Below are 14,158 nucleotides of genomic sequence, written 5' to 3' on the forward strand. Positions count from 1 at the left end.
GACGCAATGACAAATTTGACCTCTACCTATCGAATTTTTTTATGAATGTAAAAGCCATGCTTAATTTTTTAATAAAATAAGCATACAAATACATGCACATTATCAACATTCAGCCGTCTGAATAGTTATCGTTCGATACGAGAGGTTTCTCTATTTATCTATTGCTTTAACTATACCTTCTCCATTTTCTGTACATTCAATCACTCAAATGCTTTCAAAATGAAAAGTGACAATCGGGTATGTCGATCGGGAGGCATCCGCCGAATTTTCGATAAACCTCCACCTCGTCTGCTGAAGATACTTTCGTCCAATTTCTTCAGCTCAGGCGCTATAATTGTTTTCCGCTTTTGCGCTTTCTTCCTTCCCTCCTTATGCGCTCGTTAAATGATAAGGTCGGACCTCATCTTCAACTTCACTATCATACTCAATCATATGCTATACGTCAAATTTTCGTTATAAAAAACACCTACTTATCCTCCTTTTTAGTGACAAAATGTAGACAAACATCTGCTATAAAACAACAATTGGAAATTCCTATTAAAAATATGATGCTAAGTCTCTGCGCTCTAGCAATCTTTTTCTCTTAGAAGGAAATAAAATTCGCCAGTAACTTTGAGGAATCTGAGGATTTAAATGATGCTTTCAGCAGTATTACGAAACTCGTAATCCCGCAGATTTTGAGGCGATTGGTGGATTCCTGTTTTTAGGATTAAGTATCGGGGGATTAATTGGCTTTCTAACAGGTGGTGGCTATGAAGCATTTACACTGTTATTGGACTTGGGCAAACTACCAATGCCATTATAGCGTTAAAAAGAAGTAGGGTTGTTGTAATAAAATTTAGTACTTAAAGGCACAGGTAAATTCGCTTGTGCCTTTTATGATTAATCTTCTTTACTTTCCAATAATTTTACGATTTCTCGATTAAATGCCGGCAGATCCTCCGGTGTACGACTCGTTACTAATTGTTTTTGGCAAACAAATACTTCCTCGTCATGGAATATCGCACCCGCATTTTCTAAATCTACTCGAATCGATTTGTAGCCCGTTGTGTCTCGACCATTTAATGTTTTTGCTGTAATGAGGAGTTGAGGTCCATGACAAATAGCAAAGGTCGGTTTCATATCATCCATAAATTCCTTTACAAATGCCACAATACGATCATCAACGCGTAATACATCCGGAGAAAAACCACCTGGGATGAACAAGGCATCGAATTCAGAAGCCGTTACCTCATCGATAGCTTTATCAATTTTTACCTTCTCTCCATGTTTACCCTCTACCTCAATGCCAGCTGTCGTATCAATCGTAATTAGTTCATGACCTGCCGCTTCTAATGCTCCCTTTGGACTCGTAAATTCAGCGTCCTCAAACATATTAGTAATCACTGTAGCAATTTTAGCCATTACAATACAACTCCTTGTTAATGTGACTCTATACTAATGTTCCCATTCTCTTCAAAAACATTCATTTCGTCGGCGAGCTTTCAATACTTCCAAGCACAAAGGCATTCTATCCGTCACTTTTGCTTTTCTATCCATCATTTCGATAGTTCTATCCACAACTTTCGCTTTTCTATCCATCACTTTCTTGTGCCTAATAAAAAAACCCGACTTCCTATTAAAGGAAATCGAGTTAATCAATATCGCCTTGGCGTAATTGTTGCTGTCGCTTCGCTTTCGCGCAGACAAACAATGTGTCCGGAGGCTTTATCTTCATTCAGTAGGCGTTTATCACCAACGGAATGAAGATAAACTGTTTATTCTGTTAAACCCATTTCAGCACGGACAACATCTGCAATTCGCTCTACGTAACGCTCGCAGTCTGCCTCTGTAGCCGCTTCCACCATTACTCGTACAAGTGGCTCTGTACCAGAAGGACGCACTAGAACGCGACCGTTACCAGCCATCTCTGCTTCTACCTCAGCAATCACTGCAGCAACCTTTTCATTCTCCGTCACGGCATGCTTGTCTGTTACACGTACGTTGACTAAACGTTGTGGGAAAATTTTCATTTCAGATGCAAGCTCTGACAGCTTTTTGCCTGTAGCTTTCATAATGTTGACAAGCTGAATACCTGTTAATAAGCCGTCACCAGTTGTATTAAAGTCTAGGAAAACAATATGACCTGATTGCTCGCCACCTAAATTATAATCATTAGCACGCATTTCTTCTACGACATAACGATCACCTACAGCTGTTTGTACACTATGCATATCATTATCTTCAACAGCTTTGTAGAAGCCCATATTACTCATAACAGTCGACACGATTGTTTGCTTTTTCAAACGACCAACTATATTCAAATGCTTCCCAATGATGAACATAATTTGGTCACCATCAACAATGGTACCTTTTTCATCTACTGCGATTAAACGGTCACCATCGCCATCGAATGCTAAGCCAACATGAGCACCCTTTTCTGTAACAAATTTAGCTAAGCCCTCTGGATGTGTTGAACCAACACCGTCATTAATATTTAAACCTGTTGGTGAGGCACCCATCGTTGAAATATCAGCTTCTAAATCTGCAAATAGATGTGTAGCTAGTGAAGACGTAGCACCATGTGCACAATCTAATGCTACATGGATACCATCAAATTCTTCATCCACTGTTTGTTTTAAGTATTGAATATATTTTTGTCCACCTTCGAAGTAGTCGCTTACAGATCCTAAATCTGCCCCGATTGGACGTGGCAATGTATCCTCTTGTGCATCTAGTATCGCTTCGATTTCAGCTTCTTGCGCATCTGTTAGCTTAAAGCCATCAGGACCGAAAAATTTAATACCATTGTCAGCAACTGGGTTATGTGAAGCTGAAATCATGACGCCTGCATCTGCGCTCATAATTCGAGTAAGGTAAGCCACACCTGGTGTAGAAATAACACCAAGACGCATCACCTCTACGCCGATTGATAAAAGACCAGCTACAAGTGCACCTTCAAGCATTTCGCCTGAAATACGTGTGTCACGACCGATTAAAACCTTTGGACGGTCAGTTGCATCCTTCGTTAAAACATAGCCACCTACGCGGCCAAGTTTAAATGCAAACTCCGGTGTTAATTCACTATTCGCGACGCCACGGACGCCATCTGTTCCAAAATATTTACCCATTTTGATTATTCTCTCCTTCAATGCAAGACGGAGGTCATGCTTGTCTACACTGACAACTAACTAGACCGCTCATCTGCTTACTTTTGGAAAAGTCTATTTTCGTTCATTTACTGGTAACTATTAATTATGCCCCTATGCAAATTTTATCCGGCTTGTAATGAGTTACACTTTCTAATCAGCACAGATTAATTTAGCATAGGGTATTTTGATTTTAGCCTGAGTACTTTGTTTTCGTTAGTGTTTCAAAACCGAAAATGAATACCCTTACCAAAAGAGAACGAAATCTCTACTGAATCAAAATAAAATTATAGTCAGTTATTGTTTAAGAATCAATATCTTCTGTTTTCTCAGTAGGCGTGTGATCCTCAGTAGGAGTGCTAGATTCCTCTGATGGAGGCGCCGGATTAGGATTAGGCTTAGGTTTAGTATCAGGTTTAGTATCTGGCTTAGTGTCAGGTGTTGGTGTAGGAGCAGGTGTTGTAGTCGTTGTTGTAGTCGTTGTTGTTTTTTCCTGCTCTACCTGCGAAATATCTGCTTTCACTTTAATTTTCGGATCAGATACTTTTGTCACACCTTTTGGTAATTTCACATCAAATTCATAAGTTTTTGATTCTGTAATTTTTGATAGATCCACCTCTATTGGTATTGCCGTTAAAGCATCTAAGATAGATTTTCTACCATACACTTTCACCATTGTAGGACTAAATGTTAATTTATTGACGGTAATACCATCCGCCGCTTTCCCTACTTCCTTAAGCACAACAGGCAACTCTCTACTGTATGCTCCAATATCTACTTGTACCTTCACCGTTTCTGGTTCAATCTTCACATCTAACTTATTTAAATCACGATCTAGTACTTTAACTGTCGCTTCCTGTGAGAACGGTTCTTTCAGGCCTTGCTCACCCGTTACAGTAGCTTTTACAGAGCTAATATTTTTAATAATACTTTTGGCACCTGTAACATACACCGTAGCTGGATTAGCAGTCATGCCCTTTAATATATAGCCTTCTTCAATTAAACGTTGATTCATCTCAGGGTCAACACGAAATTCCTGCGTGACCTTTTCCTCAATATTTACCTTTACAGTCGCTGGGTCTAATGTAACTTGCAACTTATCAGAAATATTCTCGTACTTCAGCTCTACGTTATGTTCACCAATTAGTAATTTACTTAAATCTGCGAATACGGAGAAATCCTTCGCTGTCTGTGCTTGTATAACAAGTGGCAACGGACCTTTTATCGTAACATCCACGGTCTTTGGTATGCCAGTAACAATGAGGTTCTGATCATCATAAAAAACATCTACTGGTACATCGCGAATTACCGCTGTTTGCTCATTTATTATTGTTTTATTTGAAGAAGACGATTCAGTACGTACGGAGAAAAATAGCAAAATAGCTAGAAATAATGCGATGATTCTTAACACCCGAGGGCTATCCATCATTTTATCCATTCTTTTTCCCCCTCCAAGTCAACTTAGAGGATGCATTTGATTCTTGCACTGCTCCGAACCACATTTTACGTAACAGTTCTTCGAATTCCTCTAGAGAAAGATTTCGATGTAGATTACCATTCAGTGAAATACTAATGGCGCCAGTTTCCTCTGATACGACAATAGTAATAGCATCTGTCACTTCACTTAAGCCAAGTGCGGCACGGTGGCGTGTCCCAAGCTCTTTGGAGATAAACGGGCTTTCAGAAAGCGGTAAATAACAAGCTGCTGCCGCTACTTTATCTTTCTGCATAATAACCGCTCCATCATGAAGTGGTGTATTAGGTATAAAGATGTTGATCAGTAACTCAGATGAGATATCAGCATCTAGACTTATACCTGTTTCGATATATTCATTTAGACCAGTTTCTTTCTCAATAGAAATTAACGCCCCAATACGACGTTTGGCCATATAACTAACAGATTTCTTCATGGCCTCAATAAGTCTCGTTTGCTCTTCCTCCTCTTGACTAGTTGAACGTTGGAATAGCTTTCCTCGACCAATTTGTTCAAGACCACGTCTTATCTCAGGTTGGAATATGATAATAATCGCCAAGAAACCGAACTCGATAACTTGCTTTAGCATCCAACCTAATGTTTGTAACCCTAAATAATCAGTAGCGATACGCGCAATAATAATTACGAAAATTCCTTTTAATAATTGGACAGCCTTCGTACCTTTAATGAGGGTTAAAATTTTGTAAACAACGTACCAAACAAGCAGTACATCTATGAAGTTAATAACAATATTCACGGGTGTTAAATCAGCGAATTGTTCGATAATTTGCATGTGGCATCCCCCACTTTTCATTGCGAATCCATACACATTTAAGTATAGCACATTCTTAACAAATGTAACTTTTTTCAAATAAAAAGTCTACTCAAAAGAGTAGACCTTTCAGCCTCTCACGTGCACTATCTTTTAGGACGTATAGAGTGTTATTTAGTTGCTTGTTTCTCATCGAATGTCATGGCATCCTTTACTGAATTTTTGATCGTATACCAGAGCCATTCGAATGCTTCGTCAATTTCCTCTATTTTACCTGAAACAACTGCTGAAGATGCCATATATTGTCCGTTAATAACTGTGACATTGCCATCCACTTCACCTTCAACAATTAAATCACCATTTTTAACAACAATGTCGCCTTTGACAACTTCCCCCTCCGGCACAATAACCGTCTGTCCTTCAACAACTAGGTTTGGTTGTTTAGTCACGGAGAAATGCTGGTCATCCATGAAAGTACCAAGTAAAGTTGCACTCATGAATAAACAAAAAACTGCTGCTGCCACAAAGAACGGATGCCGGCGAATCCATTTTTGCATGCCTACACGACTTTTGGGTTTCGGTAAACGAGCCATCACGGCTGCTTCAAAATGCGGAGGTGCTGTAATATGGGAAGCACTCTTCACAAAGGCGATTGTTTCACTCAATTCCTGCATCAATTGTTTACAATCACTGCATGTGTGCAAATGTTGTTTTAACTCTTGCTCATGCTCACGACTAATGTCACCATCTAAATAATCATGCATATAGTCTATTATATGCTCTGGACAAGTATTCATGACGCTTCCCCTCCTACAGATTGTTTAATTGCTTACGTAATGCTTCACGTCCGCGGTGAATTCTCGTTTTCACCGTTCCAAGAGGCATATCTAAAATCTCACTAATTTCCTGCAAAGATAATTCTTCAATATATTTCAATACTATAACCGAACGATATTTATCCGGCAAACATCCAATCTCATATTGAATTCGATCTTGTAGCTCCATTTGCTCTACCTGTTCCTCTGGTAGCTGGTCATCTGCTGCGATTTGCGAATACATATCAAGCCCCTCTGTACCAGCTACTTCCGCATCTAAATAGTAATCCGGCTTTTTCTTCCGAATACGGTCTATGCAGAGGTTTGTCGCTATGCGATAAAGCCACGTCGAAAATTTTCTTTTCTGATCAAAAGTATGCAAGTTCATATAGGCACGAACAAACGCTTCCTGTGCAATATCCTCAGATTCTTGCTTGTTCGATAACATCCTATAGCATACTTGGTACAGTTTGTGCTGATAGAGACTCACAATATCGGCAAATGCGTTTTGATCGCCTTTAAGCACTTGTTTTATTTTCTTGTTTACTAACGCATCCATTGTGTTGATTTCTCCACCTTTACAACTGTCTTATACTATACGACCCATTTATAAGAAAAGTTTCATTTTATTATTAATTATATCAAAAAATTTTTATACATTGTGGCAATAGGCAAATTTTTGTTAAATTTCTTTAAACTAGTGTTTCACCAAATAAAGAACCCATTAATGCAACGGCAACATCTGCTGTTCTATTCTTTTCATCTAAAATTGGATTAACCTCAACAAATTCTGCAGATGTTAGCATACCTGACTCCTGAATCATTTCCATCGCTAAATGACTTTCTCGATACGTAATACCACCAGGTACAGGTGTCCCCACCCCTGGAGTATACAGTGGATCTAACCCATCTAGATCGAGTGATAAATGCAGACCATCTACATTGCGCTCTCTTAAATAGGAAAGAGCATCTTCCATTACACGCGTCATACCAAGACGATCTACCTCGTGCATTGAGTACACCTTGATTCCTTGCTGACGAATCAATTCACGCTCACCTGGATCTACAGAACGTGCCCCAATAATAATGACGTTTTCAGGTTTAATTTTCGGTGCATAATTACGAATTTGCACTAAGCGTTCATGACCTAGTCCAATGCTAACAGCTAACGGCATCCCATGTATATTACCAGACGGTGTCGTTTCAGGTGTATTTAAGTCAGCATGCGCATCAAACCAAATAACGCCTAAGTTTTTGTAATGCTCCCCAAGCCCTGCAAGCGTTCCAATAGCAATACTATGATCACCACCAAATACAAGTGGAAACTTCTTCTGTTCCACCGCTTTATTTACATTATTTGCTAATAATGTACTTACATCAATTACTTCCTCTAAATTCAGTAGTTGTTTATCGACAATAGTGCCCTCTTGTTTCTGACTAACACGTATATCCCCTTGATCATGTACTTCATGACCAATTGCTCCCAAGCGTTCTACTACACCTGCATAGCGGATAGCACTTGGCCCCATATCGACTCCTCTACGTGTTTGTCCATAATCAGTTGGCACACCAATAATAGAAATATTTAGTTTATTCATTTTTTCATACCCCCTTTAAGTTGTAAGACTATTGTAAAGCCTATATCCACCTTGGCTCAACCTAACAACTTTCTGCATATTTATACAATTTAAATGGTATGAAGGTATATGAAGCTGCGGAACGCGAGTCCCCTGGTCGCATTCCGAGCAAAGCGGAGCGGAATGTGCAGTCAAGCACATATTTCGGTGAAGAGCCAGAAAAAAGACATAAAAAAATCTCCTGCTGTTTTCAGCAAGAGATTAGTATCTGTAGTTAATGTAACACTTTTGAATATGTATTATTTTATAAAAAAGTGAGCCATGAAGGACTCGAACCTTCGACCCTCTGATTAAAAGTCAGATGCTCTACCAACTGAGCTAATGGCTCATAAAAGAAAAATGGCTGGGGTACTAGGATTCGAACCTAGGCATGACGGAATCAAAATCCGTTGCCTTACCGCTTGGCTATACCCCAATCATTTATAAAAACTGGTGGAGGGGGACGGATTCGAACCGCCGAACCCTAAGGAGCGGATTTACAGTCCGCCGCGTTTAGCCACTTCGCTACCCCTCCGAAATAACACATTATGGTGGAGGATGACGGGCTCGAACCGCCGACCCTCTGCTTGTAAGGCAGATGCTCTCCCAGCTGAGCTAATCCTCCATAGAAACAGGTGTGTATTTCTTAACAGTTTATATTCTTTTTAAGCCTTTGCATTACTACAAAGTTTTTAAAATGGTGACCCCTACGGGATTCGAACCCGTGTTACCGCCGTGAAAGGGCGGTGTCTTAACCACTTGACCAAGGGGCCATCTATTAACGTCTCAAACAAGACAAGATTTATTGTAACACTATTTGCTTATTATTGCAACACTTTTTTGTAACTTTTTATATGTATAACTTCAACTTAAAAATGGGCAAAAAAATGGCTCCGAAGGCAGGACTCGAACCTGCGACAACCTGATTAACAGTCAGGTGCTACTACCAACTGAGCTACTTCGGAACAATAGTATTCAATTTGGTTTTTAAAACCTCTCAAGTACATTTATTATTATAGCAACCATTATAAATTATGCAATACTTTTCATGAAATTTTTTATATTTTTTGTCGAAGTTTTCCTATACATTAACTAATACGATAATAGTTCTCTATTTAATCTAATATTTCTGTCTTATGTACAAAATATTCTTGCTGTATATTATTGTAATTGTTAAAATAGAAATAGTTTTATGAATTTTCTATTAGATTTATTTGGGGGAGGAATGTTCACATGGTAACAAATGATTTAATTGCACCAGAATTTTATAATATTACAGAGGAATTGGAGAAATTTTCTCAAGATAGTAATCGTCAAGCAATACGATGGCTAAATACTCAACAAGAGCGCCGAACAATTTCCTATGTTGAGCTTGTACAAAAAATGAATCAATACGCGCATGCCTTTACGAAGAAGGGGCTTCAAAAAGGAGATCGCGTATTAGTTATTATTCCACGTCTGCCTGAGGCTTACTTTGTCTTCCTTGGCTGTCTAAAGGCTGGTATTGTTCCTATTTCATGTTCAGAAATGTTACGTGCAAGTGATTTAGAATATCGTATGGAGCACTCTTCTGCAAGAGCCGTAATTGCCTATGAAGCGTTCACTAGTGAAGTTGATCGTATTACTTCTTCAGTAGAGGCTTTAAATAATAAATTGATCATTGGTACTGCTACAGGCGATTGGACATCTTTAGATGAATTGGCTAGTACACAGCCAGATACATTTACAGCAGCTGCCACAAAACGAGATGATATGGCATTTCTTTCTTATACATCTGGCACGACTGGCAAACCAAAAGGAGCTGTTCATTCGCACGGTTGGGGATATGCACATATTAGAACAGCCGCTTCTAAATGGCTTTGTGTACGCGAAGGTGATTTAGTATGGGCTACAGCAGCTCCAGGGTGGCAAAAATGGATTTGGAGCCCATTCTTATCTACTATTATGTTGGGTGCAACTGCATTTGTCTATCACGGAGGATTCGATGCAAAAACATACCTTCAATTGATTCAAGATGAGAAGGTCAATGTATTATGCTGTACGCCAACTGAATATCGAATTATGGCGAAGATTGATAATTTAAAAGACTATAATCTATCATCTCTACGTAGTGCCGTTTCTGCTGGTGAACCATTAAATCGACCTGTCATCGAAACATTTAAGAACAACTTTGGTCTTAAAGTGCGCGATGGCTATGGCCAAACGGAAAATACTTTATTAATCGGCACACTTGAAAATATCGAATTACGTCCGGGATCAATGGGTGTTCCTACCCCAGGCAATATTGTGCGTATTATAGATCATGAAAGTAACGAGGTACCGATTGGAGAAGTCGGAGATATTGCTGTACACAAAACATCTCCTGCTCTATTTAAAGAGTACTACCGCGAACCTGAACGTACACAAGCTGCCTTCCGTGGCGATTGGTATATTACTGGTGACCAAGCAAAATGTGATGAAGACGGTTACTTCTGGTTTGAAGGTCGAGGAGATGACATTATTATTTCATCAGGCTATACAATTGGTCCATTTGAGGTAGAGGATGCTTTAAATAAACATGAAGCTGTACAAGAATGTGCTGTTGTTGCAGCACCAGATGAAATTAGAGGAAATATAGTTAAAGCCTTCGTCATCTTGCGAGAAAGCTTCAGAGATCGAGATGAAGACGAGTTAACAAAAGAGCTACAGGAGCACGTTAAAGCATTAACAGCACCTTATAAATATCCTCGTAGTATCGTCTTTATCGATGAACTACCAAAAACAACGTCTGGCAAGATTCGTCGTATAGACCTACGAGCAGCAACTGTATAAAATATAATAAAAAAAGACATTTCATCGATCATTACTCGGTTGAAATGTCTTTTATATATATTACTATTTACACTTTGCTATTCTTTAAAATAAGTTCCCCTATTGCTTTCGTTAAAAACATTTGTTGCAGTCGCTTAGCTTTCGCACAGAAAAGATTTGCTGAATGAAGACAAAAAAAAGCCACTACTGAGTTTATCAGCAGCGACTTTTTGCGCCTAGCGATGTCCTACTCTCACAGGGGGAAGCCCCCAACTACCATCGGCGCTAAAGAGCTTAACTTCCGTGTTCGGTATGGGAACGGGTGTGACCTCTTTGCCATCATCACTAGACTATTTTCGGCTTTCAATATACGTCGTATTTCTTCGTCAGCTTCTGTCGTTCAGTCAGTCACGTACTTGAGTACGCTCCTTCCCTCTCTCCATCTCTTCCTCGAACTACTCGTATCTTGAAACCCTTGATGAAAGAAGAATTATTCTTTCAAAACTGGATAAACGGTGCATTGAATGTTTCAAACATTGTGGTTAAGTCCTCGATCGATTAGTATTCGTCAGCTCCATGTGTCACCACACTTCCACCTCGAACCTATCTACCTCATCGTCTTTGAGGGATCTTACTTACTTGCGTAATGGGAAATCTCATCTTGAGGGGGGCTTCATGCTTAGATGCTTTCAGCACTTATCCCGTCCACACATAGCTACCCAGCGATGCCTTTGGCAAGACAACTGGTACACCAGCGGTGTGTCCATCCCGGTCCTCTCGTACTAAGGACAGCTCCTCTCAAATTTCCTACGCCCACGACGGATAGGGACCGAACTGTCTCACGACGTTCTGAACCCAGCTCGCGTACCGCTTTAATGGGCGAACAGCCCAACCCTTGGGACCGACTACAGCCCCAGGATGCGATGAGCCGACATCGAGGTGCCAAACCTCCCCGTCGATGTGGACTCTTGGGGGAGATAAGCCTGTTATCCCCGGGGTAGCTTTTATCCGTTGAGCGATGGCCCTTCCATGCGGAACCACCGGATCACTAAGCCCGTCTTTCGACCCTGCTCGACTTGTAGGTCTCGCAGTCAAGCTCCCTTGTGCCTTTACACTCTACGAATGATTTCCAACCATTCTGAGGGAACCTTTGGGCGCCTCCGTTACCTTTTAGGAGGCGACCGCCCCAGTCAAACTGTCCGCCTGACACTGTCTCCTACCCCGCTAAGGGGCATGGGTTAGAATTTCAATACAACCAGGGTAGTATCCCACCGACGCCTCCTTCGAAGCTGGCGCTCCGAGATCTCTGGCTCCTACCTATCCTGTACAAGTTGTACCAAAATTCAATATCAGGCTACAGTAAAGCTCCACGGGGTCTTTCCGTCCTGTCGCGGGTAACCTGCATCTTCACAGGTACTATAATTTCACCGAGTCTCTCGTTGAGACAGTGCCCAGATCGTTACGCCTTTCGTGCGGGTCGGAACTTACCCGACAAGGAATTTCGCTACCTTAGGACCGTTATAGTTACGGCCGCCGTTTACTGGGGCTTCAATTCGCAGCTTCGCTTGCGCTAACCACTCCTCTTAACCTTCCAGCACCGGGCAGGCGTCAGCCCCTATACGTCACCTTACGGTTTTGCAGAGACCTGTGTTTTTGCTAAACAGTCGCCTGGGCCTATTCACTGCGGCTCTCATGCGCTTGCACGCTCAAGAGCACCCCTTCTCCCGAAGTTACGGGGTCATTTTGCCGAGTTCCTTAACGAGAGTTCTCTCGCACACCTTAGGATTCTCTCCTCGACTACCTGTGTCGGTTTGCGGTACGGGCACCTCTCACCTCGATAGAGGCTTTTCTTGGCAGTGTGAAATCAGGAACTTCGTCCATACGGACTCGCCATCACAGCTCAACGTTACAGTGTGCGGATTTGCCTACACACACGCCTTACTGCTTGGACGCGCACAACCAACGGCGCGCTTACCCTATCCTACTGCGTCCCCCCATTTCTCAAACGGTGAGGAGGTGGTACAGGAATATCAACCTGTTGTCCATCGCCTACGCCTATCGGCCTCGGCTTAGGTCCCGACTAACCCTGAGCGGACGAGCCTTCCTCAGGAAACCTTAGTCATACGGTGGACGGGATTCTCACCCGTCTTTCGCTACTCATACCGGCATTCTCACTTCTAAGCGCTCCACCAGTCCTTCCGATCTGACTTCAACGCACTTAGAACGCTCTCCTACCACTGACATCATAGATGTCAATCCACAGCTTCGGTGAATCGTTTAGCCCCGATACATTTTCGGCGCAGCGTCACTCGACCAGTGAGCTATTACGCACTCTTTAAATGATGGCTGCTTCTAAGCCAACATCCTGGTTGTCTGTGCAACGCCACATCCTTTTCCACTTAACGATTACTTTGGGACCTTAGCTGGTGGTCTGGGCTGTTTCCCTTTTGACTACGGATCTTATCACTCGCAGTCTGACTCCCGTGTATAAATATCTGGCATTCGGAGTTTGTCTGAATTCGGTAAACCGGGATGGCCCCCTAGTCCAAACAGTGCTCTACCTCCAGTATTCTCATCACGAGGCTAGCCCTAAAGCTATTTCGGAGAGAACCAGCTATCTCCAAGTTCGATTGGAATTTCTCCGCTACCCACACCTCATCCCCGCACTTTTCAACGTGCGTGGGTTCGGGCCTCCAGTAAGTGTTACCTCACCTTCACCCTGGACATGGGTAGATCACCTGGTTTCGGGTCTACGACCACGTACTAATTCGCCCTATTCAGACTCGCTTTCGCTGCGGCTCCGCCTTCTAAAGCTTAACCTCGCACGTAATCGTAACTCGCCGGTTCATTCTACAAAAGGCACGCTATCACCCATTAACGGGCTCTAACTACTTGTAGGCACACGGTTTCAGGATCTCTTTCACTCCCCTTCCGGGGTGCTTTTCACCTTTCCCTCACGGTACTGGTTCACTATCGGTCACTAGGTAGTATTTAGCCTTGGGAGATGGTCCTCCCGGATTCCGACGGAATTTCACGTGTTCCGCCGTACTCAGGATCCACTCAGGAGAGAACGAACTTTCGACTACAGGGCTTTTACCTGCTCTGGCGGACCTTTCCAAGTCGCTTCATCTAACTCGCTCTTTTGTAACTCCGTATAGAGTGTCCTACAACCCCAAGAGGCAAGCCTCTTGGTTTGGGCTCTTCCCGTTTCGCTCGCCGCTACTCAGGGAATCGATTTTTCTTTCTCTTCCTCCAGGTACTTAGATGTTTCAGTTCCCTGGGTCTGCCTTCAAGACGCTATGAATTCACGTCAAGATACTACGCGATTAAACGTAGTGGGTTCCCCCATTCGGAAATCTCCGGATCAAAGCTCACTTACAGCTCCCCGAAGCATATCGGTGTTAGTGCCGTCCTTCTTCGGCTCCTAGTGCCAAGGCATTCGCCGTGCGCCCTTAATAACTTAACCAAGTTATTAAGCCTATAAAAAAACTTAAAAAATTAATGTGTTTGTTACAATTTCAATGTCGTTTTATCCAGTTTTCAAAGAACAAGTTTTGAAGTGT

Annotated in this window: 8 protein-coding genes, 6 tRNA genes and 2 rRNA genes; 1 reads left to right on the top strand and 15 read right to left on the bottom strand. The window is 41.9% G+C overall.

Annotation, left to right across the window (positions count from 1 at the left end; translation table 11 throughout):
- Positions 1–882: 882 nt before the first annotated feature.
- The 13 genes from QUF91_RS26805 to QUF91_RS26865 all read right to left on the bottom strand — a co-directional run bounded on the left by QUF91_RS26805 (position 883) and on the right by QUF91_RS26865 (position 8,770).
- Entirely contained in the window at positions 883–1,404 is a 522-nt protein-coding gene (locus tag QUF91_RS26805; RefSeq protein ID WP_289419925.1) for a type 1 glutamine amidotransferase domain-containing protein, read from the bottom strand.
- 353 nt (positions 1,405–1,757) lie between these two features.
- Positions 1,758–3,110, bottom strand: a complete 1,353-nt coding sequence (gene glmM / locus QUF91_RS26810) for a phosphoglucosamine mutase (protein ID WP_289419926.1) — start codon at positions 3,108–3,110, stop codon at positions 1,758–1,760.
- Positions 3,111–3,432: 322 nt separating this feature from the next.
- Positions 3,433–4,566, bottom strand: a complete 1,134-nt coding sequence (locus tag QUF91_RS26815; protein ID WP_289419927.1) for a CdaR family protein — start codon at positions 4,564–4,566, stop codon at positions 3,433–3,435.
- A complete protein-coding gene (gene cdaA / locus QUF91_RS26820; protein WP_285395796.1) occupies positions 4,559–5,395 on the bottom strand; it encodes a diadenylate cyclase CdaA in 837 nt (278 codons plus the stop codon). The genes QUF91_RS26815 and cdaA overlap by 8 nt, the downstream gene beginning before the upstream one ends.
- 149 nt (positions 5,396–5,544) lie before the next feature.
- Positions 5,545–6,171: an anti-sigma factor family protein gene (locus QUF91_RS26825; RefSeq protein ID WP_289419928.1), complete on the bottom strand. Its 627-nt coding sequence runs from the start codon at positions 6,169–6,171 to the stop codon at positions 5,545–5,547.
- A 13-nt stretch (positions 6,172–6,184) separates the two neighbouring features.
- Complete coding sequence (sigW, locus tag QUF91_RS26830; RefSeq protein ID WP_285395794.1) at positions 6,185–6,748, bottom strand: RNA polymerase sigma factor SigW; 564 nt, start codon at positions 6,746–6,748, stop codon at positions 6,185–6,187.
- A gap of 133 nt (positions 6,749–6,881) precedes the next feature.
- Positions 6,882–7,787 (bottom strand): arginase, encoded by a 906-nt coding sequence (gene rocF, locus QUF91_RS26835; RefSeq protein ID WP_289419929.1) that lies wholly within the window; start codon positions 7,785–7,787, stop codon positions 6,882–6,884.
- A gap of 294 nt (positions 7,788–8,081) precedes the next feature.
- Positions 8,082–8,154: transfer RNA gene (locus QUF91_RS26840), tRNA-Lys, on the bottom strand.
- Positions 8,155–8,166: 12 nt separating this feature from the next.
- Positions 8,167–8,241 (bottom strand) — tRNA-Gln (locus QUF91_RS26845).
- Between the two features lie 15 nt (positions 8,242–8,256).
- Positions 8,257–8,340: transfer RNA gene (locus tag QUF91_RS26850), tRNA-Tyr, on the bottom strand.
- A 14-nt stretch (positions 8,341–8,354) separates the two neighbouring features.
- Positions 8,355–8,430: transfer RNA gene (locus QUF91_RS26855), tRNA-Val, on the bottom strand.
- 73 nt (positions 8,431–8,503) lie between these two features.
- Positions 8,504–8,578 (bottom strand) — tRNA-Glu (locus QUF91_RS26860).
- A 115-nt stretch (positions 8,579–8,693) separates the two neighbouring features.
- Positions 8,694–8,770, bottom strand: a tRNA-Asn gene (locus QUF91_RS26865).
- 268 nt (positions 8,771–9,038) lie between these two features.
- Here QUF91_RS26865 and mbcS point away from each other — a divergent pair.
- On the top strand, positions 9,039–10,616 hold the full coding sequence (mbcS, locus tag QUF91_RS26870) for an acyl-CoA synthetase MbcS (protein ID WP_289419930.1): 1,578 nt from the start codon (positions 9,039–9,041) through the stop codon (positions 10,614–10,616).
- Positions 10,617–10,829: 213 nt separating this feature from the next.
- Here mbcS and rrf read toward each other — a convergent pair.
- Both rrf and QUF91_RS26880 read right to left on the bottom strand, forming a co-directional pair.
- Positions 10,830–10,945 (bottom strand): 5S ribosomal RNA (gene rrf, locus QUF91_RS26875).
- 188 nt (positions 10,946–11,133) lie between these two features.
- Positions 11,134–14,061: ribosomal RNA gene (locus tag QUF91_RS26880) — 23S ribosomal RNA — on the bottom strand.
- Between the last annotated feature and the right edge of the window lie 97 nt (positions 14,062–14,158).

The organism is Lysinibacillus sp. G4S2, assembly GCF_030348505.1.
Classification (GTDB): domain Bacteria; phylum Bacillota; class Bacilli; order Bacillales_A; family Planococcaceae; genus Lysinibacillus.